Source organism: Okeania hirsuta (assembly GCF_003838195.1).
GTDB lineage: Bacteria > Cyanobacteriota > Cyanobacteriia > Cyanobacteriales > Microcoleaceae > Okeania > Okeania hirsuta.
In genome coordinates, this window is record NZ_RCBY01000117.1 from 1 (window position 1) to 24,593 (window position 24,593).

General features: G+C 37.2%; 16 protein-coding genes, 1 tRNA gene and 1 pseudogene. 10 read left to right on the forward strand and 8 right to left on the reverse strand.

Annotated features, from left to right (window positions below; genetic code table 11):
• Window positions 1-158: 158 nt before the first annotated feature.
• Complete coding sequence (locus D5R40_RS18815; protein ID WP_124145897.1) at window positions 159-2,195, reverse strand: DUF6851 domain-containing protein; 2,037 nt, start codon at window positions 2,193-2,195, stop codon at window positions 159-161.
• 857 nt (window positions 2,196-3,052) lie between these two features.
• Between D5R40_RS18815 and D5R40_RS18820 the strand changes: the two genes are divergently transcribed.
• The 5 genes from D5R40_RS18820 to D5R40_RS35560 all read left to right on the forward strand — a co-directional run bounded on the left by D5R40_RS18820 (window position 3,053) and on the right by D5R40_RS35560 (window position 7,977).
• Window positions 3,053-4,354, forward strand: coding sequence for an AAA-like domain-containing protein (locus tag D5R40_RS18820; protein ID WP_124145898.1), 1,302 nt, complete (start codon window positions 3,053-3,055; stop codon window positions 4,352-4,354).
• Window positions 4,296-4,505, forward strand: a complete 210-nt coding sequence (locus D5R40_RS35555) for a hypothetical protein (RefSeq protein ID WP_124145899.1) — start codon at window positions 4,296-4,298, stop codon at window positions 4,503-4,505. The genes D5R40_RS18820 and D5R40_RS35555 overlap by 59 nt, the downstream gene beginning before the upstream one ends.
• Before the next feature lie 54 nt (window positions 4,506-4,559).
• Window positions 4,560-5,033, forward strand: coding sequence for a four helix bundle protein (locus tag D5R40_RS37075; RefSeq protein ID WP_192901290.1), 474 nt, complete (start codon window positions 4,560-4,562; stop codon window positions 5,031-5,033).
• Between the two features lie 331 nt (window positions 5,034-5,364).
• The gene (locus D5R40_RS18835) at window positions 5,365-7,389 is read left to right on the forward strand and encodes a tetratricopeptide repeat protein (RefSeq protein WP_124155045.1); all 2,025 of its coding nucleotides are present in this window, start codon (window positions 5,365-5,367) and stop codon (window positions 7,387-7,389) included.
• A gap of 399 nt (window positions 7,390-7,788) precedes the next feature.
• On the forward strand, window positions 7,789-7,977 hold the full coding sequence (locus D5R40_RS35560; protein WP_124155046.1) for a hypothetical protein: 189 nt from the start codon (window positions 7,789-7,791) through the stop codon (window positions 7,975-7,977).
• Window positions 7,978-8,310: 333 nt separating this feature from the next.
• Here the strand turns inward: D5R40_RS35560 and pruA are convergent, their stop codons facing one another.
• Entirely contained in the window at window positions 8,311-11,289 is a 2,979-nt protein-coding gene (pruA, locus tag D5R40_RS18845; RefSeq protein ID WP_124155047.1) for an L-glutamate gamma-semialdehyde dehydrogenase, read from the reverse strand.
• Window positions 11,290-12,109: 820 nt separating this feature from the next.
• Window positions 12,110-12,181 (reverse strand) — tRNA-Cys (locus tag D5R40_RS18850).
• 269 nt (window positions 12,182-12,450) lie between these two features.
• On the opposite strand from D5R40_RS18850, the gene cpdA reads away from it, so the two are divergent.
• Window positions 12,451-13,251 (forward strand): 3',5'-cyclic-AMP phosphodiesterase, encoded by an 801-nt coding sequence (cpdA, locus tag D5R40_RS18855; RefSeq protein ID WP_124145903.1) that lies wholly within the window; start codon window positions 12,451-12,453, stop codon window positions 13,249-13,251.
• A 297-nt stretch (window positions 13,252-13,548) separates the two neighbouring features.
• Window positions 13,549-14,412 (forward strand): DUF72 domain-containing protein, encoded by an 864-nt coding sequence (locus tag D5R40_RS18860; RefSeq protein ID WP_124155048.1) that lies wholly within the window; start codon window positions 13,549-13,551, stop codon window positions 14,410-14,412.
• A 367-nt stretch (window positions 14,413-14,779) separates the two neighbouring features.
• Here D5R40_RS18860 and pbpC read toward each other — a convergent pair whose 3' ends face one another.
• From pbpC to D5R40_RS18880, 4 genes and pseudogenes are all read right to left on the reverse strand, one after another.
• A complete protein-coding gene (gene pbpC / locus D5R40_RS18865; RefSeq protein ID WP_124145905.1) occupies window positions 14,780-17,191 on the reverse strand; it encodes a penicillin-binding protein 1C in 2,412 nt (803 codons plus the stop codon).
• A gap of 239 nt (window positions 17,192-17,430) precedes the next feature.
• Window positions 17,431-18,005, reverse strand: a pseudogene (locus tag D5R40_RS18870) (Uma2 family endonuclease).
• A 62-nt stretch (window positions 18,006-18,067) separates the two neighbouring features.
• Window positions 18,068-18,265 carry a hypothetical protein gene (locus tag D5R40_RS18875; RefSeq protein ID WP_124145906.1) on the reverse strand — a complete coding sequence of 66 codons (198 nt, stop codon included), beginning with the start codon at window positions 18,263-18,265 and terminating at the stop codon, window positions 18,068-18,070.
• 42 nt (window positions 18,266-18,307) lie between these two features.
• Window positions 18,308-18,562 carry a BrnT family toxin gene (locus tag D5R40_RS18880; RefSeq protein WP_205127441.1) on the reverse strand — a complete coding sequence of 85 codons (255 nt, stop codon included), beginning with the start codon at window positions 18,560-18,562 and terminating at the stop codon, window positions 18,308-18,310.
• 372 nt (window positions 18,563-18,934) lie between these two features.
• On the opposite strand from D5R40_RS18880, the gene D5R40_RS18885 reads away from it, so the two are divergent.
• From D5R40_RS18885 to D5R40_RS18895, 3 genes are all read left to right on the forward strand, one after another.
• The gene (locus tag D5R40_RS18885) at window positions 18,935-20,086 is read left to right on the forward strand and encodes an ABC transporter substrate-binding protein (protein WP_124145907.1); all 1,152 of its coding nucleotides are present in this window, start codon (window positions 18,935-18,937) and stop codon (window positions 20,084-20,086) included.
• 374 nt (window positions 20,087-20,460) lie between these two features.
• On the forward strand, window positions 20,461-21,345 hold the full coding sequence (locus D5R40_RS18890; protein ID WP_124145908.1) for a carbohydrate ABC transporter permease: 885 nt from the start codon (window positions 20,461-20,463) through the stop codon (window positions 21,343-21,345).
• A 145-nt stretch (window positions 21,346-21,490) separates the two neighbouring features.
• Window positions 21,491-22,345 carry a carbohydrate ABC transporter permease gene (locus D5R40_RS18895; RefSeq protein ID WP_124145909.1) on the forward strand — a complete coding sequence of 285 codons (855 nt, stop codon included), beginning with the start codon at window positions 21,491-21,493 and terminating at the stop codon, window positions 22,343-22,345.
• 568 nt (window positions 22,346-22,913) lie between these two features.
• On the opposite strand, the gene D5R40_RS18900 is transcribed toward D5R40_RS18895, so the two are convergent.
• On the reverse strand, window positions 22,914-24,593 hold a 1,680-nt coding region (locus tag D5R40_RS18900; RefSeq protein ID WP_134239621.1), incomplete at its 5' end, for an ABC transporter ATP-binding protein/permease.

Sequence of the window (24,593 nt, forward strand, 5' to 3'; positions counted from 1 at the left end):
CCCCCAAGTAATGCGTGAACACGACCGTTGACGGTGGGGTATTAAACCCACAAAGAAAATGATAAAAAAATTCTCCAATTTTCATAACTACGCTCATCAAAGTGATTCTCTCTTCTCCTGACTCCTGACTCCTGACTTCTGACTCCTAATGATATTACTCAAACAATCTCAAGAAAATCATCAATGCCGATCGCGCTGTCCTGTACATCCTGCAATGTAATAGAAAGTCGTTCAGTACTAATGCGAGTGTCATTTCCTATCTGAGAAATTGTCAACTGCTCGAAACTCAAACCATCCTCTAAACCAATGACATCTATTCCATCTTCAAAATCAGTGATAATATTGTCACCATCACCAAACCCGAACTCAAACATATCCCCACCGAGTCCACCAGTGAGAATATCATCACCGGTCTGACCACCAATAATATCATCTCCTAGACCACCATCAAGTAGATCGTCACCTTTGCCTCCATGAAGCAAGTCGTTACCATCTAAACTTTGGATGATATCATCACCCCTATTTCCGTACATGAGATTATTTGCAGTTGTCCCGATTAAATCATCATCCTCATCTGTACCGATAGTGACATTAGGAGCGATCGCTAACTGAGTTTCTTGCCAGACACTTTCCGCTACCTGTTGCCCCAACGCTCTACCATTTAGATCGCCATCTTCAAAGTGAATACCACCATAAAGACGAGAAATACCAGCTTCATCAGCAGCTTCACTAAAAGTATCCCACTCCAAAGTTAAAGGTTCTTCCGGTGTAACACCAGGTTCAAAACGAGACTCACCAGCTTGAAAAGTTATCGAAGCACCAAAATCATCACTACCAGTAAACAGTTGGAGTATTTCTGCAGCGGCAGCACTGAAGGTACTATGACCAGATACATATTCAGCAAAAGGAGGTGAAGGGTCACTACCAGGAGTTTGATAGGTGAGAAAATCAGTAGCCAAAATAGTTTGAGTGCCTTCTCCAGGACCTGCCCAAGCATCGATAGCAAAACCACCAAGCTCTGCATTAAACTCCCCAATTAACCCTAGTTCTCCTAGTTCCCTTACTGTTCGTACCGGACGAGCATAGTCATAAAAAGTTTTAGATTCCCAAGTGGCAATTCCGGCATCAAATACTGCGTTGCCCAAATTAAAGAAGAGTTTGACATCCTCATCTAATGTATTGTCATCTCTAGCTGAGACAAATTGCCCGAAAGTCATCCAAGTTCCAGGGGGGAAGGATGTACCACCGCCATCTTCCCAAAATTCTGCAACTAACTTTTGTTCGTCTGTGAGGTTAGCACTAATTGCGATAACTTCTTCTGTTTGTTCAATGAATGCAGGATTAATAATAGTGCCAATAATATCTGGAGTGATTTCGATAACTGAACCGTCTGCTAGAGTAATTGTGCGTGCTTCCAAGTCTACTTCACCATCTACTAGCAAGAATGGTTCTGGTGCTGTTGGTCGAAATATATCACCTGAAGCGAGACTAAAAGGTATGACATCACCCCACTGAGGAGTGAGAAATGTTTGCACTCGCTCTTCCTCACCGGGTTCAGCATCAATGGGAATTGTTTCGGGAGTCCATAGTTCGATGTCAACGGGGTCTCCAATGGGATTACTAGGTTCATAGTCACTGATGTCGGAGTAGGGAGTACCGTCACCATTGGGGTCATTTCCTAGTTGGTTGGAGCCATCGTTTCGACGGAATGTTAATAGTGCTTCGGCGGCAACGTTACCAATGCCAGCAGGAGTAGTAGTATCGGTGGTTGTGTTGTTAGGATCGTAGGCAAGTTCAGCCATCAATTCGTTGAAAATTTCTGTCTCAGTGGGGAATAATTCTGAGAGTACTCGATAAGCAGCAAAACTCATGGCTTCAGTTTTGTTGGCATCGGTGTTTTCTGATAGGGGACGTTGTAGGTCATCTTCTAATTGAGTTCCTATTGCTAATGGGTCGTAAGCGCTCCAAGCATCGTAGATAGCTGTGTGTACGATCGCATAAGCACGGGAAGCAATGGTTGGGCCTGGGGAAGTATTGATAACTGCTTGTTGTACTGCTCGGTCCCATAAAACGGAAATACTTGGTGAAGAGTCATCGACTGTTACGAGTTGAGTTTCCGGATCGAGGGTGAGATTGATGTTATTATTAGTATCTTCAGAATCGGAATTTTGCTGTTCTTCTAATAATGAGTTCATCTTTTTTTCTGTATTTCTGATTATTGTGAGAGGGAAATTAGGGAAGCAATTATTTTGCTTGATGATGAATTTCTAGTGGTCAAGCTGTGAAATAATCAGCTATCAGACAAGGGATATTTTTGGGACAATGGCAAGTTAATGATTTTTTCTTAACTTATTCTAATCTAAAAGCTATTATCTTGGATTAAAATTATCTTTCTTCCCTTTACAAATAATCTTAATTCAGCTAAATTTCAAATGGGGAATAAATGACAGTAAATTTCAGGTTACATCTTCACTAACTAGAAAAATGAATTAATCCTCATCAATGTGAAAATATTTTCACATTCAGCAGATAGTAAGGAATGTACCTGAAAATATGATTCACATTTTATCCAGTAGTCAAGGTTTCTCTTAGAGTAAGCATTCAGTGGTCAGCTATCAGCTTTATAGAATTAAAAGAATGTATTTCCAGTGGGGGCAGGCATCCTGCCTGTCCCTGTCTGCGGTGAAAATATCAGGAACGGGAAAATATCAGGAACGGGCAAGATGCCCATTCCACAAAACTATTAAAATCATCCCGCATTTATGCAACGCCGAAAAATATATTGGCTGTAATTTTAATCTTATTAATGTTAATCTTGACTTTCTAATCTTTGTTAAGTTATCTTGATTTAAACAACCTTAGTAAAACTTAATTTATCCAAATTAAAAGGCATAGTTATAATTAAAGCTCGTAAAACAAAAAATTTTTTTTCGTTAATTCTCTGGATATAATATAAGAAAGCTTTTATTACTAACTAAAAGCAATAGCTGATAGCTGATAGCTGACGGCTGAATGCTTACATTAATTTTAGTCAAATTTAAAAATAAAATTGATGAATCAACAAATTTTTGAACACATTTACTCTAGCTTGGCAGATGATGAAGTAAAAACATTAAGTTTATTTTTAGCAGGTAATAAATATGAACAAATTGCTCAGTCAATGAAATGGGATACATCAAATGTAGGGAAAAAATTAAAAGCGATCGCTACTAAATTTAATCTACCCAAGAATCATAGTTCATTTCGGGAATTTTTATTTGAAACATTCAGCAAATATCAATCAAACTTAGTCCATCCTCAATTAAGAGCTGACTATGGTTTTAAGACTAGCAAAATTATTATTCCTGGTAGACCAGAAAAACCAGACTCTCCTTTTTATATAGAACGTTATCGAATTAAACGTTGTTCTATTGAGTCTGAATGCTATGAAAAAATAGAAGATCCTGGTTCATTAGTGAGAATAAAAGCGCCAAAACAAATGGGTAAAACTTCTCTGTTGCGAAGGATACAAGCAAAAGCCAATAATAATAAATATATTCCGATTTATCTCAGATTTGATAGCTTAATTGAACCAGAAAATATCAGCAATATTAATAATTTTCTGAAAGCATTCAACAAGAATATCAAAAGTCGGTTTACTGATAGTCAAAGCTGGAAAATTTGGGATAATCACAATGCTAAAATATCTTGCACTCAAGAATTTGAAGCACTACTCTATCATTTAGAGCAAGAAGTAGTATTACTCTTAGATGAAGTGGATGAAATTTTTAATTATCCAGAAATATCTAAAGATTTTTTTGCCATGTTAAGAAGTTGGTATGAAGAAAGCAATAACTTAGAAATTTGGGAAAATCTACGAATGATAATTGCTTATTCCACAGAATATCATGGCAAATTAAATATTTATCAATCTCCTTTTAATGTTGGTTTACCTATAGAGTTAAAAGAATTTACATTAGAGCAGGTAACTCAGTTAGCATACTTACATCAACTTGAGTCAGAAATAGTTGCTCCTTTAATGTCAATGGTGGGAGGACATCCTTATTTAATCAGATTAGGATTGTACAAAATGTCTCAGGATGAATTAACTATTACAGAACTATTAAAATATGCTCCTACTGAAAGCGGAATTTATCAAGAACATTTAAGTAGACATTTAGAAACAATATTAGAAAAGACAAATATTAAAGCAGTTTTTCATAAAATATTACAAAGTAATTCTCCAGTACGTTTACCTAATAAAAATCGAGAATTACATCAATTAGAAGCTATGGGATTAATTACAATTAAAGGCGATGATGCTGAACCTCGTTGTCAGTTATATCGACAATATTTTCAGGAACGGTTGGGGTGAAAGAAGGAGACAGGAGATAGGAGACAGGAGACAGGAGATGGAAGAAGGAGTCAGGAGACAGGAGTTGGAAGAAGGAGTCAGGAGACAGGAGTCAGGAGACAGGAGGTGGAAGAAGGAGTTAGAAGTCAGGAGTTGGCTTTTTGGAAGTTAGGAGTTAGAATGATGCTTTTTGGAGCGTAGTTTGAAGATGGAATCAGGAGTCAGAATGAAAAGAGAACCTGCTAAAAACTTTCGAGATTTAATAGTTTGGCAAAAAGCACATCAACTTGTTTTAGATGTCTATGGTTTTAGCAGCAATTTCCCAAAAACAGAAACCTATGGATTAACAAGTCAGTTAAGGCGAGCATCCGTATCAGTACCAGCTAATATAGTAGAAGGCTTTAGAAAAAAGGGTCTAGCAGATAAAATCCGATTTTTGAATATTGCACAAGGTTCATTAGAAGAAAGTCGGTATTACCTAATTCTGGCAAATGACCTTGGATACGGAGATACTTCAAAACTTCTACTGGATCTAGAAGAAGTTTTGAATATTGCACAAGGTTCATTAGAAGAAAGTCGGTATTACCTAATTCTGGCAAATGACCTTGGATACGGAGATACTTCAAAACTTCTACTGGATCTAGAAGAAGTAAGTAAACTATTAGATTCATATATAAACGCAATTGAACAATGCAAATAATCTCCTAATTCCTACTCTTTCTTCCTCCTGTCTCCTACGGAAACTAAATAGAGTGAGGGCGAATGGCATTCGCCCCTACATATGGCGCTTTCAAGGTGAATTTGCGTAAGTCCTGTCTCCTTCTTACTCCCTCTTCCTCCCTCCTGTCTCCTGACTCCTGTCTCCTGTCTCCTAAAAAAACTCCTGTCTCCTGACTCCTGTCTCCTGACTCCTAAAAAAACTCCTGTCTCCTGTCTCCTGTCTCCTAAAAAAACTCCTGTCTCCTGACTCCTGTCTCCTGACTCCTAAAAAAACTCCTGTCTCCTGTCTCCTGTCTCCTTCTTAAAATATTATGGTTAGTTATAAATTAAGTGGTGGGGGTTTATCCGCTAATGACCCTACTTATGTAATGAGAAAACAAGATGCAGAATTATATGAAAAACTGCAAAGTGGAGAATATTGTTATGTGTTTAATGCTCGTCAAATGGGTAAATCTAGTTTGCGGGTAAAAGTGATGAAAAAATTACGGTCTCAAGGTTGTAAATGTGCGGCAATAGATATGAGTAGATTAGGTGATTTTTCTATTCAAAAACAATCTTGGTATGACGGTTTTTTAGAAGAACTATTTCGGGGATTTGGTTTGGCTTATAGTATTGATTATCAAAGCTGGATTGAAAGTTATCAAAGTTTTACAAATATCCAGCGTTTGGCTAGGTTTATTGAAGAAATTTTATTTGTGAATTTTTCCACTGAAAAAATCTATATTTTTCTGGATGAAATTGATTTACTGGTAAATTTACCCTTTAAAAATGAATTTTTAGCTTTTATTCGCTCTTGTTATAATCGCAGAGCTGAGGATGGAAATTCTGATTATCATCGGCTGATTTTTTGTTTTTTTGGAGTAGCAACTCCAGAGGATTTAATTAGAGATGGGAGACATACTCCTTTTAATATTGGTCATCCCATTGAATTAACAGCATTAAATTTTCAAGAAGGAAAAAATTTAACTCAGGGATTAATAGGAATAGTAGAAGAGCCGGAAATTGTTTTACGGCGAGTTTTTGATTGGACTGGAGGTCAACCATTTTTAACTCAGAAACTTTGTCAAATTATTGTCGATCATACAGATAGCACTGAGCCGGATATTGATAAGTTAGTAGAAGAACATATTTTGACATATTGGCAGGAAAAGGATTATCCTACTCATTTAACATATATTCGGCATCATTTACTTAGTCAAAATCAACTCACGCCTGAATTACTGAAACTATATAGAAAAATTCTGCTGCGGGGAGGAATTAAAACTGATGAAAGTCGAATACAAATGGTACTACGTTTGTCAGGAATAGTCATAAAAAAACAAGATAAATTAGTTGTTTTTAACAAAATTTATCGGACAATTTTTAATCTAAATTGGATTGAGGAACAGTTGGCAATTTTAGCAAAAGATCGGGATAAACAGACTCCTAAAAAAATGTGGATGCGTTTTGTTTATCCTAGTTTAATTTGGGGAGGAGTTATTAGTTTACTTGCTTTGGGATGGCGGCAACAAAAACTTGAATTACATGATTCCGATCGCTTGATGCAGAGTCAAATTCCCCTCACCGATCGCAAACCACCACCACCTAGGTTTGATGAACGAGGCGGTCGCAAACCACCACCACCCAGATTTGATGAACGAGGCGATCGGCGACCACCACCACCCAGGTTTGATGAACGAGGCGATCGACGACCATCACCCAGATTTGATCAACGAGGCGATCGACGACACCCGCCACATCATAAACCTGATGATGCTCTGAGCTTATTGCCACTGTCACAACCTGACAAACAACCTCCGCCACCCAGGTTTCGTAGACGAGGCGATCGCCGACGCTCATCACATCATAGATTTGCCGAGGGGAAAAATCTCAAAAAATTGGCACAATTCTACTCTCAAGAAGAGTACAAAGATGCAGAACCACTATTGCATAGTGCTTTAGCTATCAATGAGAAAGCTCTGGGTACAGACCATCCCGACATCGAAGATAGTCTCAACAACTTGGCAGCACTCTACTATTCCCAAGGAAAATATACAAAAGCGGAACCTATTTTGCAGCGTGTTTTAACTATCAATGAGAAAGCTTTGGGTACAGACCACCCTCATATTGTACACAGTCTGTACAATTTGGCACAAATCTACTCTGAGCAAGGAAGGTACGCAGAAGCAGAATTATTGTTGGAACGTGCTTTGACTATCAATGAAAAAACCTTTGGTGTAAAGCATCGTAATGTTGCACACAGTCTGAAGAATTTAGCAGATCTCTATTATGAGCAAGGAAAGTATAAAGAAGCTGAACTTTTTCAACAACGTGCTTTGGATATTAGGGAGCATTGACTTACAGCAGTTTTCTAGTGGATGAGGTACATCTTGGTAGTAGGGAGTAGGAAGTAAGGAGTAGGGGGAAATTTGATAGATTCTCAAGATAATTTATGAAGATCATTAATATTTACGTCTAATTAATGAAACCTGATATAAAAGTGAATAACGCAATGTGCGCCATTTGATATCAAATCTGTTTAATTAGGTATCAGGACTTACGCAAATTAACCTTTAAAACGCCATATATAGGGAGGGGCAAATGGCATTTGCGCTCCGCAAAGCTCCGAATGGCGCCATCACTCGATTTATAGCGTTGTGCGCAGGCAACAGGCAACAGGCAACAGGCAACAGGGGGAATAAAAAACCGATAATATCAGGCTTTTAGCTATTGGACAGTTACTGTAATTTGTAAATATGCCAGCGCACATTGCTATAGTGTCCGTGCGTAAGTCCTGGGTAAAAAAAAATGTTCCATCTGAGCGCCATTGGCAAATCTGTCTTTATCTTCCCATCTCCTCATATCAAATTTGGTTAAACAGTTATAGATTTGTTAACTCAGAAGGAGTCATACCATGTCCGGATAATTATAGTCATTCTGAATAAGACTGGAACACTTTTTTAGCTGAAACTCTTTCAAGGTAAGAAACCCTGGTCTCAATCTTAACTGGAATGACTATAGTGATGAAAACACTTTTTTCCCTATCTCCTGTATCCTATCTCCTATCTCCTTTATCCTATCTCTTGCCTAATTATTTAACTATTCAACCGGACATGATATCAGTCCTCAGTCCTCAGGAGGAAAAAGAATCACAAAGGTTTAGTAGTTATGAGGATTGGAGAATTTTTTTATGTCCAATTCCCTCGGATTTGATATCATCTCCCCATCTCCCCATCTCCCCACACTCCCTACACCTGCCACACTGCACACATAGTAAGCTACTGCACGCCCTCAATAGGAGCAAAACCTTGCCGTTGCACATTCTCAGTTATCGTGCGTGGTTCCAAAAATTGCAATAGATAATCAGGTCCTCCAGCTTTCGATCCAACACCAGACAACTTAAACCCACCAAATGGTTGCCGGGAAACGATCGCTCCTGTAATTCCACGATTAATATACAAATTCCCCACTTCAAATTCTGCTTTTGCCTGTTCGATATGAGAAGGAGTACGAGAATATAACCCACCAGTCAAAGCAAAATTCGTACCATTAGCAATTTCCAATGCCTCTGAAAAACTCTGCGCTTTCATCACCGCCAACACCGGACCAAATATTTCCTCTTGGGCAATAGTTGCTGTGGGTGACACATCCTTAAATACCACCGGACCAACAAAATAACCATCATCTGGCGCTGCCATCTCAAGAGCAACTTCAGCCTCCTGCTTGCCTTGCTCAATATATTCCTTAATCCGCTTTTGCGCCTTGGCATCAATTACCGGACCAACTTGTGTACTTGGTTTCTCCGCATCTCCGATATTAAGCGATCGCGTAGCCTCCACCAAACGACTCACAAAAGCTTCATAAATTGGTGCCAAAACCACAACCCGCGAACAAGCAGAACATTTTTGTCCGCTATAACCAAAAGCAGAATACACCACACCAGCAACTGCTTGGTCTAAGTCTGCACTCTCATCAACAATAATCGCATTCTTACCACCCATCTCAGCAATAACCCGCTTCAGGTGTTTTTGTCCTGGTCGCAAAATTGCCGCCTCTGCATAAATTTGACAACCGACTTCCTGAGAACCAGTAAAAGTAATACTATTAACATCTGGATGTTTCACCATAAAGTCACCCACTGTCGAACCTTTTCCTGGTACAAATTGAAATACTCCCTTGGGAAAACCAGCTTCTACTAATATTTCAGCAATCTTGGAAGCAATAACTGATGAAACTTCTGCTGGTTTCAACAAAGTACAGTTTCCAGTCACCAAAGATGAAACAGTCATTCCTGTAGGAATAGCTAGAGGAAAATTCCAAGGCGAAATTACCAAAGAAATACCACGAGGTTGATAATAATAACGGTCAGTTTCTCCAGCGACATCATATTTATAACCTTGGTCTAACCTTTCCATTTCATCAGCATAGTAGCGACAAAAATCAATTGCCTCAGAAACTTCCGCATTACATTGGTTGAGGGGTTTCCCAACTTCTAATACCATCCATGCTGAAAGTTCGTGACGGCGTTTTTCCATTAGGTCGGCCGCTTTTCGTAATATCCCCGCTCGCTCTGTAACAGGTGTTTTCCGCCAACTAGGAAATGCTGCTTTAGCTGCTTGAATTGCTTGCTCTGCTTGTTCTACAGATATTAAACCAATTTTCCCGACTACCTCTTTCAGGTTTGATGGGTTAACGGAATCTACTATTTGCTCGGTCTGTATGTATTCGCCGTCGATCAGTGGGAGATATGTTTGTCCCAACTTTAGTCGTACTTGAGCAATAGCATTATAAGCTTGTTCTCGTTGAGCAGCATCAGCATAGTCGCTATCAGCAGCATTGGGAAAAACAGGTTTAACAATATCGTGAATTGTTGTTTTGCTGTTAATAGTGGGAGGCGCTAACAATTCTTCAACAGGAACATTTTCTGAACTTTGTCTAAGGAATGAACTGTTAGCTGTATTTTCCAGGAGACGACGAATTAAATATGCCATTCCTGGCAGTAGATCGCCATAGGGACAGTAAACTCTGATGCGATAATCTTTGTCCACTAATGCTTGAGCTATTTGGTCGCCCATACCGTAGAGAACTTGCATCTCGAAGCAACGTCTAGGTACTTTTAGAGCTTCAGCGATGGCGATCGCTCTTGCCTGAGAACGAACGTTATGACTACCAATAGCTGAATAGATATATTGATGATTTTCTAACATCATCTGAGTCAGCTTTTCAAAATTGGCATCGGTTTCTGGTTTATCGTTGAAAACAGGTTGTGGCCAGTCGTGTTGTAAAGCTGTGATGCTTTCTTGGTCCCAATATGCACCTTTAACCAGTCGAACGGTAACAGGATAACCCCGGAGTTTTGCCCAGTCAATGATTCCTTGCAAGTCTTTTTCGCTATCCCGTAGATATGCTTGGATAGTAACGCCGATGTCAGTGCGCTTGCGGAATTCTTCCTCCATCAACAGTTCTTTGAGAATAGCTATAGTTAGGTCTTTGTAGCTATATTGTTCCATGTCAAAGTGAACTGCTACACCTAGTTCTTTTGCACGTCGGAGTAGGGTACGGACGCGTCCGCTCACCCGTTCCTGACTGCCTTTAGCATCTAGGGGGTCAAACTGGGAATAAAATGCTGTAAGTTTTACTGATACCTGTACTCGTGGTAGTTGTTCGCCTTCTACTTCGTCTATCTGGGGTACTGACGACCAGTTTTTAGCTGCTTGAGAGAGCTGAGTCATCAGTTCTAGATAACGGTCTAAATATGATTTTGCTTCAGTTTCAGTAATTACTGCTTCTCCTAGTAAGTCTACGGTGAAGCACATTTTTTCTTTCCGTAGTTTTTCTAGGGTTTTGATTATTTGTTTGATGTTTTCCCCGGCAATGTATTTATGGGCGAGAGTTTCGACTGCGGGCGCAACAGTGGTAGCTGCCAGTTGACCGGGAACTGAGTCTGGGTTGGCAAAGTTGAGGAGTTTTTTGAGAGCTTCTGGTAGTTCGACTTCTTGAGTAGTCAGATATTCTTGGAGGTGAGCAGCTATTTCTGGTTTACTGTGTAATGCTGGCAAACAGTCAATAAAGCGAAATAGTTGTACTCGCAAACCAGGGTTCGCCATTGCCCAGTCTAGGAGTTTATCATCCCACCGCATTTGATTTTGCAGTTTGCCTAGCCAGGAACTGTTTTTTTCTTGAGTTGCTGCTAGGAGTTGTTTTGCTATTTCTTGGGTTTGAGTTTCGTAGTTGCTATTAGGTATTTGTGCGACCATTTTTTTGACAATGTGTGGTTGAATCAATTGAGTAAGTGTATCGGATTATAGCCATTTTCACAAAGTTAGACTACAAAATTTCTGCCTTCTGCCTCCTGCCTTCTGACTTTCAGCCAAAAATATCTGTATTCTATGTTAATGAAAACTGCTATAATTTCGGTATTTATCACTAAAATTTCTTTGAAGTTAGTGTTTTTATGAGCCTGTTTCCGTTACTTTATACTTATCTAAATATTATCATTTAATCTGACAATATATTTGGCGTTGCATAGTGACGAATGATTTTAGATTTTTGATGAACAGGATTTTGGATTAATCAATTGCTAGAATGATTGATATTAGGTTTTTTTAGTCAAAGTCTAAACTAATTTTTGGCAATATCATTCCATAATGTGCAACCCTATATATTTTGTAGAGAAGGTTTCTTGAAAAATAATTATTTATGTTAAATTTTACCAGTTTTATTGTTCTTAATTGACCAGTTAATAACACTTGATGATTAGTCACATCAAATCTGGATTTTTCATTGAGAATGAGCCTCTCCTCAAAGCAGAAATAATATCAAATCCGGTTGAATACTTATTATTATAGTTGGGAGAGATAAGGAGGTGGGGAGATGGTCCGATTTAATATTGAAGTATGGATAGAATTATAAACATATACTGTATAACCGGATTCTATATAACTTAAGAATAACAAAGCCAAACCGAAGTTAGTTTGGCGAATCAATCTTGAATAAGTAATCAGTAAAGGCCAAGAACCATTCGCTACTGAATTCAATCCGTTTGCCCAACGTCTACGTTAGGATCAGTCTATTCAAAGGCGGCACCCAGATTCGAACTGGGGGATGAGGATTTTGCAGACCCTTGCCTTACCACTTGGCCATGCCGCCATTATTACCTTTAATTATTATAATACACCATCCACAAATATATGGCAAGTTCAAGGATAAATGTGATCTACATCACTTAAATTGATGTTTTGAATTGCACTGTGGACAAATATTTGAAGCTATTTTAATAATTTAAGGCTCTGATAGCAGTATCAGGAAAGGTTAGGACAGATAAAAGGTTAAAACTTAAAACTTAGGCAACCTAAGATTTTTCCTCCTTGCTTCTTCCTTACTGCTGTATCACTTATCACAAAATTTCCTCAGTAACAATGATTTTCCAACCTTCTGTGCTTGTTGCTCAAATCACCGATACCCATCTATTTGCAGACTCTATTCAGGGAAAAATGTATGGAGTTCCCACGGAAAGATCTTTTGTGAAAGTCTTGGAGAAACTCAAACAGTTGCAACCTCAACCAGATGTACTACTACTTACTGGAGACCTTTCCCAAGATGAAACTTCTCAATCATATCAACGTTTAGCATCTTTACTGAGTCCTCTGAACATTCCTACTTACTGGATAGCAGGAAACCACGATAATTTACCCACAATGGAACGGGTATTAAGTTCTGCTCCTATTTCTGCGAAAAAATCTTTTGAAATGGGTGGATGGAACTTTTTTTTACTAAATACCAATGTGCCTGGATGTGTTTATGGTGAAATTTCTCCAGAAAGTTTAGAGTGGTTAGAATATAACATTAAAATGACTGGAAATAAACCAGTTTTAATTGCTTTGCATCATCCTCCTGTAAAAATTAATTCCGAATGGATGGATAAAATTCTTCTGCATAACCCAGAAAATTTCTTAAGTATAATTAATCGTTATCCACAAGTAAAAATTGTTTTGTCTGGTCATATTCATCAAGAATTTGCCAAGGAAATAAATGGTATTCATTATTTATCAACTCCTTCTACTTGTATTCAATTTGAACCAGGAAATTATAAATTTTTTCTAGATAAACAACCACCTGGATTACGATTACTTACCTTATATCCTGATGGAAATTATACTACCAAAATTGAAAGGATTAACTATATTTATGAATGTGATATGGCAGCTAGTGGATATTAGATATCTCCAGAAAAGAGGGAATAGGGAACCCACCCCTCGCCCCTCCCCCTCCCAGGAGGGGAAATAATTGATAATCTCTGTATGATAATTGATTTTATTTTTTATTTTTGGAGATGTCTATTAGTAATTGAAGAAGGAAGAAGGGGTTTTAGTTATCTAAGGAGAGAAGAAGGGATCTAAGTTGGGAAAAGTGGATGGGGAGATGGGAAGATTGAAGTAATTATAGAATTATGAACATATACTGTATAACTGGATTCTATATTAAATAATTAATCTACAACCTAAAACCTTCTTCAAATGACTCAAAAAAAATTCTTTCTTGGGTGCGCTGTTTGGGCATTTAAACCTTGGGTGGGAGAGTTTTATCCTCCCAAAAGTTCTCCTTCTGAGTTTCTCTATCTCTACAGTCGCCGTTTCACTACCGTTGAAGGTAACACTACATTTTATGCTACCCCTAAACCAGAGACTGTGACGAAGTGGGCAATACAAACGCCTCCTGGATTTCAATTTTGCCTAAAACTACCACGCAACATAACTCATAATGGATTATTAAAACCTTTTATCCCGGATGCTTTAGACTTCCTCAAACAGATGCAACCTTTAGGCGATCGCCTGGGTGTATTTTTTGCTCAGTTACCACCGAGTTACAACACTTCCTCATTTGATGACCTCGCAGAATTTTTGGAAGCTTGGCCACGAGACCGGATGTCTTTAGCTTTGGAAGTTCGCCATCCTGAGTGGTTTGAAGACTCTCAAGCTCAACAGTTAAATAGTCTTCTCAAACAACTGAGTGTGGGGAAAGTTTTGCTAGACTCGCGTCCTGTCTACACTGGTAAGGATAACCCCCAGTTGCGGTCTCAAAACCGTAAACCCAATTTACCTTTACAGTTTAAGGTGACTGCTCCATTTACCATTGTGAGGTTTATTTCTCATCCTCAGTTGTCAGTAAATCAAATTTTTTTCACAGAATGGGTAACTCAAATTAAGCAATGGTTGTGCCAAGATATCACAATTTACTTTTTTATTCATTGCCCTGAAGAAGAGCGATCGCCTAGTATAGCACGTCATTTTCAACAGTTATTAGAAATAGCAAAAATTCCTATTCCATCCCTGCCTTGGAATTTACTTAATCAGTCGCCTACTCAGTTAAGTTTATGGTGATTTTTTCTGAGAGTTGCTGATGTTATATAGCAGAAGGAAGAAGGAAGAAGGAAAAGTCTTGCTTTGTCTGAGTTTTAAGCTTTTTATCTGTCTGCGTCCTTTGCTTCGACTGCTATATCAAGTCCGGTAATATCAGTATTGTAAGGTAAGGTTAAGGAAGAAGGCTTTTAGGATTGAAAAAAATTCAATTTTATCATTTTCTTTGTGGGTTTAATACCCCACCGTCAACGGTCGTGTTCACGCATTACTTGGGGGAGCGTAGACGCGGAGCGGCCCTTCGTTGACTATCCCCATGTAATTTTCCTCCTGTCTCCTGTCTCCTGTCTCCTGTCTCCTTCTTCAAGTAGATATTCACCCTTGCTCTTCCTTACTTTTTTCCTCCTGACTCCTGACTCCTGACTCCTGACTCCTGACTCCTTATACGAATAGAAAACCCATAATAAGGAGACTTATTCGGCAATTGCACTTCAAAATTCACTCGGTCTATAATATCTGCTGAACGCACTTCTAAAGTCCATTTACCGGGAGATAATTTCCAAAATAAAGAATTATCAGAATTAACAGCTAATTTCTCTCCATTCAACCACCATTCCACAGAATTTTCCCGTGAGTTCGCCAACTTAAATTCTAATTTTTTCTCTCCTCCAACATCATCCATTAAAAAATAATCATCTTCTTGAGGAAACAAAATTTTTAACTCACCAGAAACCAAACTAGATTTACTCTGTTTTGCCAACCATTCATTATATTCATCAGGCAAATTTTCCACCGAATAATTATCAGATAAATGCTCATATTCTGCCAATTTTTCTGGATAAAAATACTCTGTTATTACCGACGGACAATCAGATTTCGGACGCAACCCAGAAATTGTACAAACCGGGCGTTGAACCATATTTTTTGGCGGTGGAAAAGCTGTCGCTTCCTTCTTTTCGTGCAAATGTAACATAATCCTATTCCATAAAGGTGCAGCACCCATAACTCCTGATATTTGCACCATAGATTCCCCACTAAAATTACCCACCCAAACCGCCACAGTATAATCATTAGTAAAACCTACTGTCCAAGTATCACGAAAATCTGAGGAAGTACCAGTTTTTACTGCTGCTGGAAATGGCAAATTTAAAGCCGAATTCACTCCAAATTCTGCTGCTCTTGCATGAGTATCGCTTAACATATTTGCGATTAACATCCATTTTGATTCTGCTTGAGGTAGTAGGGAGATGTCTTGATTTTTTTTATGTTGAAAAAGTGGGTAAGTTTTACTAGGAATAGTTGTAACGACAGGAATAACTTCTCCTTGTCTTGCCATAATTGAATAAGCTTTTGCCAACTCCCATAAACTGACTTCCCCACTGCCTAAACTTAAGCCTAAACCATAATGTTCTGGTGAGGCTTGTAAATGTGTAAAACCTAATTGATGTAGACGGTTTAAAAATTGCTTTACTCCTACTTTTTCTAATACTCTTACTGCCGGAATATTCAGAGAATTTGCTAAAGCAACCCTGACAATAACAGGTCCTAAAAATCTATCTTGATTATAATTAGTAGGGCTATAAAGTTTGGCTCCAGGAATTGCATAATATGTCGGTACGTCTGGCAAAATAGTATTCGGATTAATTACTTGATTTTCTAATGCTAATTGATACAAAAAAGGCTTTAAAGTTGAACCTGGTTGACGTAGTGCTTGTACTCCATCATTACTACCCATTTTTTGAGTATTAAAATAATCAGGAGAACCTACATAAGCTAATACTTCTCCAGTCTGATTATTAATTACAATAGCAGCAGCATGATGCACATTATAAGGGGTAAGATTTTGAATTACTTGTTGGACTTGGGTAGTAACAAATTGTTGTAAAGGTCGGTCAATAGTAGTACGAATAACTGTAGGAGTTGTTGTTGTAGATAAGTTTTGATTTATGGCAGTAGATTGATTTTGAGATAACCAAAATAGAAAGTGTGGCGCAGCAATAATACCTTGATTTTTTGGTTGTAGAGTTATTTTTTCCGCAAGCGCTTTTTCAGCTTCAGCACTGGTAATATAATTGTCTTCAACCATGGGTTTAAGAACGTATATTTGGCGTTTTTTGAGGAGACTCCAATTATAGTAAGGGTTGAGGTCAGTGGGGTCGTTTGGTAAGGCAGCGAGAATAGTAGCTTGGGCAAGGTTGAGGTCCGTAGCTGAGATGCCAAAATAAGCGCGGGATGCTGCTTCTACGCCATAGATATTTCCTCCCATGGGTAAACGGTTGATATATGCTTGCAGGATTTGATTTTTATTCATACCTGCTGTGATGCGCCAAGATAGCCAAATTTCCCGAATTTTATTGCCGAAGGTGCGGGGTGTGGGTTCCAACATTCGGGCAAGTTGCATGGTGATAGTGGAAGCTCCACTGACTATTTGTTTTGCTTGGATAGCTTCCAGGAGCGATCGCCCTATTGCTTTCATGTCTAGAGCGCCATGTTGATAATATCTTTTGTCTTCCGCTGCGATGATGGCGTTGATAAATAGAGGTGAGATTTGTTCTAGGGGGAGGACTACAGTATTTTCTTGGTCGCGGGTGAGGATGGTTCCGAGTGGCAAACCGTTGCGGTCGATAAATTCTAGAGTTTGTTGGTTTTGAGCTATGTCTTGAGGGCGAATGGGGGCAAACAGAGGGAGCGATCTGATACTCAAGCACAATAGTACAAAACTCAGAATAAATTTAGACCTTGGTTTGGTTTGCTGCCATTTTTGTTTAATATTTTTTGATATGTGTTTGGTGATTTTTATCATAACAAGTTTTATTATCAGCCATTTTCAGATCATACCAATTTGAAAAAAGCAAAATTTGTAGGGTGCCTTAGATGGCTAAATTTTAGACTATGAAAAGCATTTAAGAATCTATCGTAACGCACCATTTTAGATGTGTCGGTCCACTAACCCCAGTTTTTATCTTCAGAGCAGAGTTGGAAAAACAAAATAATTGGTAAGTTTTTTATCAAAGTTTTGATGTGGTAGAATCAGAAAAAAAACTACGGAATTTCTCCAAAAGTGACATCTTCATACAAACTATCAATGCTAGTCCGAAAGTCAATGCTTGCCAGGAGAATTTCACTGCTTTGAGTGTAAGTGTGTAATACCCAAAGACCTTCAGCATTACGACGGAAACATTCTAAACGCTGGCGTTTTTGGTTAATTAAACGTATTCTTGCAAGGTTGGTAATTGCTGATAATTGGCAAATTTGTCACCGCGTTCTAATGCTTCTGTGCTTTCGGATAAAACTTCCACTATTAAACAAGGATATTTTTTATGATTTGGCAAAGCTTTATCTCTGGCGTCGCAAGTTACCATAACATCAGGATAATAGAATGTATTGGTAGTTTCTATATGAGCTTTCATATCCGACATATAGACGCGACAACCACTACCTCGCAGATAATTTCTTAATGCTGAAGCTAGGTTGAGGGAAATAGTCACATGAGCATCACTAGCACCGGCCATTGCGTATACTTGTCCATCAATATATTCGTGTTTGACGGGACTGAGTTCTTCTTCTGTGAGATATTCTTCATGAGGAATGTAATTTGTGTTTTGGTTAGCAATCATGGTTTGAGAGATAGAAGTATTATATAGATGTCTGAACTTTGGGATGCTTTGGAAGAATGATTTTACTCGATAGTCATATTTTTAATATGATTTCTCAACCATTCATAGACTAAAATTTGTACGTCAATTTTTCTCTGTTCAGCAATTTTAGTGATAAATTGTTCGACATCTGGTTCGAGATAAATGGAGTAATGAAACTTAGCATCGGGATGGTAAAACTTGCCTTGTTCTGCTTGGGAAAAATCGTATTCTGATTTCATAATTGCCTCTTTTGATAAACTTGAGTTTCAGTTAAAGTAGCTTTACGAGCTGAAATAATCCGAATTTAGATAGGAGAATTTATTGATTTCTTTAAAGGTATGGATAACAACCCTTAAAATACCTGTTTCATCTAAGCCCATAGTAATCCATCTATCTTCATCTTGACTATGTTCTTCATCGTAGATTGTTAATTGATAAGGATCGCGGAAAACAGTTGATGCCAAACGAAAATTTAATTGATGTTTGCGAATATTTTGTTTTTCTTTGGCCGGATTCCAATCAAAGTTGTAATCCAAAGCAATGTATCATCGTAAATTAAGTACAAGTCTATTATAATAGAAAATCTTGCTTTATTTACTAATGTCATTTTCTAATAGCTTATAGTTAGATAAATATAGTCAAAATTTCTTTTTAGTCAACTCTTTTATTAAAAACTATCAGCCATTTTTCACTCTTTAATTTACCAAAATAATGAAACATACTAAATTTTTAAACCCTACTCTAGAAAAACTAAAACCCAAAGTTAATGGCTGGTTAAAATTCCTGATAATTAGACTAAAAAAAAATTCCAAATAACCATTTTAATTTTAGCAACTTTTCTGGGTATTTTATATAGCTCAATTTCACCTGCACTGACCCAGGAAAAACCTGTAACTATCCAAGTATTAATGTCAGCTATCACAGCTACTCAATTAGAACCAATTCAAATAGACTTTAACAAAAGTCACCCAAATATTAACTTAGAAATTGTCAAAGCTCCTAACGATACTAATTTAGTAGAAGACCTTTATACATCCTCTTTTTTACTAGGAGATTCACCATATGATCTAGCTTATATGGATACAGTTTGGGTGCCAAAATTTGCTGCTGCTAACTGGTTACAAGACCTTTCTGAAAAAATTGATAAACAACAATTAGAAGAAACATATTTGTCAGGAGATATAGAAGGAGGAACTTACAAAAATAAACTTTATTGGATGCCATTAATCTCTAATGGAGGAATGCTTTATTATCGCACGGACTTATTAAAAAAAGGTGGATTTGAACCTCCTAATACCTTTGAGGAGCTAATCAAAATATCACAAGAATTACAACAGCAAGGATTAGTTGAATGGGGATACCTTTGGCAAGGTAAACAATATGAAGGTTTATCCGCAATGTTTATCGAAATTCTCAAAGGTTATGGAGGTTTTTGGGTAAATTCAGAAACAAATGAAGTAGGATTAGATCGACCAGAAGCGATAGAAGCAGTAGACTTTTTACGCACAACTATTACCGCAGGAATTTCTCCTCCTGGAGTAACAACTTATGCAGAAGAAGAAACTCGTCGTTTATTCCAAAGTGGTAAGACAGTTTTTCTACGCAATTGGCCTTATGTATATCCATTAGCATCAAAATCAGAAATAGCCGGAAATTTTGCTATTAAACCAATGGTTCATGCTTCAGGAAAAGAAAGTGGAGCTTGTTCAGGTGGATGGGGGTTAGGAATAGTTAAAAGTACAAAACATCCAGAGGAAGCATGGGAAGTTATTCAATACTTCAACAAACCAGAAGTTCAACGTAAGTTGATTTTAGAAACAGGTCTTGTTCCTGCCAGAAAATCACTTTTTAATGACAAGATTCTAGTAGCAGAATTTCCTTACTTACCAAACTTATTTCCAGTAGTTGAAAATTCTGTTTTACGTCCTCCCATTGCTCAATATGCTCAAGCTTCAGATATTTTACAACGTTATCTTAGCGCTGCCCTAACTGGTTCCCGTACTCCAGAATTAGCAATGAAAGGTGCCGCAGCAGAAACTCGTGCTTTGTTAGGAACTTGAAGAAGGAGATGGGCAGTGTGGGGAGGTGGGGACCCACCCCTAACCCCTCCCAGGAGGGGAATATTGAGAAAGATTTGGCAATGGCGCTCAGATGGAACATTTTTTTATACCGAATTAAGCAGATTTGATATTAAACCCATAACGGCAAAGATAATTATAATTTTGGAGCTATTTTTAGAATTAAAGATACTCCTATTTTGAACCTATATAACTAAAATGATACTTGAAGTTTGCTCTTTGTAGTGGGGAGGTAGGGAGTGGAAAGATGGTCATCAAATATAGCATTATTATTCAGAAATGGTATTAGCTGTGTAATCCAGTGACAAAAAGCTATTAGTTATTCCCAACTTATTGCTCAAAAACAGTATAAATTAATGACAATAAACACAATTGAAAAAAGAGAAAAATTAACAGGATGGCTCTTGATTTTACCAGCTATTCTAGTATTGCTATTCGTATTTGTTTATCCCATTGGTCGAGCTTTTTTGCTAAGTCTATTCACAGAAAATTTAGGTACTGAATTAAAACCTATTTTTTCCGGCTTAACAAACTACAGTCGAATGTTAAATGATGGTCGTTTTTGGCAAAGTTTATGGAACACCACAATATTTACAACCATCTCCATTTTTCTAGAATTAATATTAGGAATGAGTATCGCTCTTATCTTAGATAAATCATTCCGAGGACGAGGTTTTGTTCGTACTGTTAGTCTCATTCCTTGGTCATTACCAACCGCAGTTATGGGATTAGCTTGGGCATGGATTTTTAATGACCAATTTGGCATAGTTAATGACCTACTTTTCCGTTTAGGATTAATTCAAACTAATATTACTTGGTTAGGCGACCCATTCAGAGCAATGTTAGCAATGATTATTGCTGATGTTTGGAAAACAACGCCTTTTATAGCCATCATTTTATTAGCAGGATTACAATCTATTTCTTCTGATTTATACGAAGCTCATGCTATTGATGGTGCTAACTCTATTCAAAGTTTTCGACAAATTACAATCCCATTATTAATCCCACAAATAGTAATTGCTTTGTTATTCAGATTTGCTCAAGCATTTGGTACTTTTGACCTGGTACAAGTAATGACTGGAGGTGGACCTGCTGGAAAAACAGAAACTGTTTCTATCTATATATATGCCACTATTAGACGTTATTTAGACTTTGGTTATGGAGCTTCTTTAGTAGTAGTAACATTTCTACTATTAATTCTTGCCGTAGCGATCGCTAGTACCGCTACGCGGAAGTTATAGCACTACGCGCAATTCAAAAGTCAAAAGTCAAAAGTAATATCTGACTGAGTTTGAGAATTTATAAATGTCCTAACCTAAATTCGTAGTGCTATATATGATATTTGGATAATAAGTGATAAACAAGTTTTTGAATGAGGAATCAAAAATGTCTATATTAAAAAATCGATCATCAATCAAAACAGACAGAATAATTCTATGGGTAAGTGTGGTGTTAATTGTCATATTTTTCCTAGCTCCTGTTTTATGGCAATTACTAACTTCTTTCAAAACAAATGAGGCAATATCAGCAGTTCCTAATATCTATTTCCCCGCTCCCAACCAATTAACTTTTGACCACTATCTTAGTTTGGGTTTGGGTTTTCTCCGCTATGTTTTTAATAGTGCTTTTGTGTCTATTATTTCAACAGTTATTTGTCTAGGAATAGGAGCGCCTGCTGCTTATACTTTGGCACGGTTAAAACTCCCTGGAGAAAATATCATTATTGCCTGCGTTTTAATAGTCAGTCTGTTTCCCTATGTATTATTATTTTTGGGTCTGTTAGAAATTATTAAGTCTCTTGGTTTAGGTAATAACTATATCTCCCTAATTATTCCTTACACTGGGATAAATTTACCCCTGACAATTCTGGTCTTAAGAAGTTTTTTCCAACAGTTACCAAAAGATTTAGAAGACTCAGCCAAAATAGATGGTTACAACACAATTTCTATGTTGTGGAATATCGTCTTACCTCTAACAATTCCAGCATTAGTAACCACAGGAATTTTAACCTTTATTTTTGCCTGGAATGAGTTTATTTTTGCTCTGACTTTTATTACTCGTTCCGAAATGTACACTATTCCCGTTGCCGTTGCTCAGATAGGGGGTACTTCTGTATTTGAAATTCCCTACGGACCAATTGCTGCTGCAACAGTAATAGGCACATTTCCTTTGTTAATTTTGGTATTAATAGCTCAACGTCGAATTGTTCAAGGTATTACTGCAGGAGCTGTCAAAGGGTAGGTAGGGTTTGCTGAAAAAGTCTTATGGGTAAGGGTAGGAGACAGGATAAATGGGAATTATAGAGCAGGTAGGAGGAAGAATAATCAAGGGATTATTCTGCGCAACTATGCGCCTAAAATACTAATTTTTTGAACCATTTCACGGAAGTTAAAAGTTAAAAGTAATATTTTAGGCGCATAGTTGCGAAGAATAATCAAGGGATTATTCTGCGCAACTATGCGCCTAAAATACTAATTTTTTGAACCATTTCACGGAAGTTAAAAGTTAAAAGTAATATTTTTAGGACTCAAAACTTTGACACGACAGTAATTTCAGGAAATTATTTCACCTCTAAAGGAGCGAAACTATTTGTAACATTCTTTTTTCACGCTTGGTATTAAGAAGTAAAAAAATTTGAAATCAGGAAAAAGTAGATATTTCCTAACTCTAGTTTTTTCCTGAATCCTGATTTTTAATCCTACATTTTGAAGTGCAGAATATAGTTTTTATACAAACGATATCAACAGTATTCATACCAAAGGTTAAAGATTTATTCCTTCTTCCTTCTTTCTTCTTCCTTCTTCCTTTATTAATTAAATGAACTAGCTTCTGCTTGATAATCTTCTGCTGATAATACTCGCCAATTAGCATCACCTGTTAATTCTAAAACTTGTTGATGATATTTCAACAAACTTAAACGATGTCCTACACTGACAAATGTTGTTTGAGTTGCTTGTAATTTTTCATAAAGTTCCGCTTCATTTTGTAGGTCTAAAGCGCTGGTAGCTTCATCTAAAATTGCATAATTGGGCTTAATTAATAATAGTCTTGCAAAGGCTAAACGTTGTTGCTCTCCCAAAGATAAAACATTTTCCCATGGTAACTCCACATCAAAACCATCTAATCTATCTGGTAAATCTTCTAAGTTAACCAATTTCAAAATTTTTCTTAATTCATACTCATCAAAATCTTGGTTAACTTGAGGGTATAACAACTGTTCTCGTAAACTTCCTAAAATCATATAAGGGCGCTGAGGTAGAAATAATATTTCCTCCAAATTCGGGCGTACTAAACGACCCGTACCCGATGTCCATAAACCTGCTATTCCTCTTAATAAAGAACTTTTACCTGCTCCACTTTTTCCGACAATTAATAATCCTTGACCTGACTTTACTGCTACTGATAAATTTTTCACCAGAGTCTTTTGACTTTCATTAATTTCTTCGTGATTTAAAGGAGTATTTAAAGTAATATTTTCTAACGCTAATCTAGAACTTTCTGTTACATCAATTTCTCTAGTTCCTACTTCTGATACTTTTCTAGTATCTTCTAATGTTTCTCTAAATTTATCCAAACGGTTAATACCAGCCGCAAAATTAGTTAAGTTGTCGATTTGACTAACTACTAAAGAAAAAGCTCCTAAAACCTGACTAAAGGCAAAACCTGCCTGACTAATATCTCCAAATTTAATCTCACCTGCAAAATAAATAGGAGCCATAATTAAAGAAGGCAAAATAATTACTGCATATCGATAACCTGTAGTAAAGTAATCTACATTTCTTTGCCACCCAATCAGCAAATTAAAATTATTAAAAACCTGAGTAAATCTTTGTCTAATTTGAGATAATTCTTGCTCTTCTCCTCGATAAAAAGCAATTGATTCGGCATGGTCGCGGATATGAACTAATCCATAACGAAAGTCTGCTTCTCGTTTGAGTTGGTAGAAATTTAAAGGAATTAATTTTCTGCCAAAAATTACTGCTACTAATGTTCCTGCCACAGCATAAATAATAAGAAATATTGAGAGTGGTATTGATATTGACCACAGAATTCCTGTGAAGGAAATAACGTCAATTATTGAGTTGAGAATTGTGAGGAGAAAAAATAAACTTTGGTTAGTGAAAGATTTAATATCCTCTGCAATTCTTTGGTCTGGATTATCAATTTTCCCCTTTGAATCTATTTCATAATATGACCTATTTTCTAAGTAGTTATTTAGAAACTTATTTGTCATCCACTCTCGCCAGTAAAGTCCTAGTTTTTGCCTTGTATACGTGTAAATAACAACTATAGGAGTACCAACAATAAAAACCCCAGCATAAACATATAAGAACCGCCAAAATGTAGGTTGGTCTTTTTCAGATAATGCAGTTGTAAAAAAGTTGCCTACATAGCTAATAATTACATTTAAACCACTAACTGACAGAGATAATAATAGTAACAAACTTAACAATGCCCAAGGCTGCCAACGTGGGATAAGCTGTTTTTT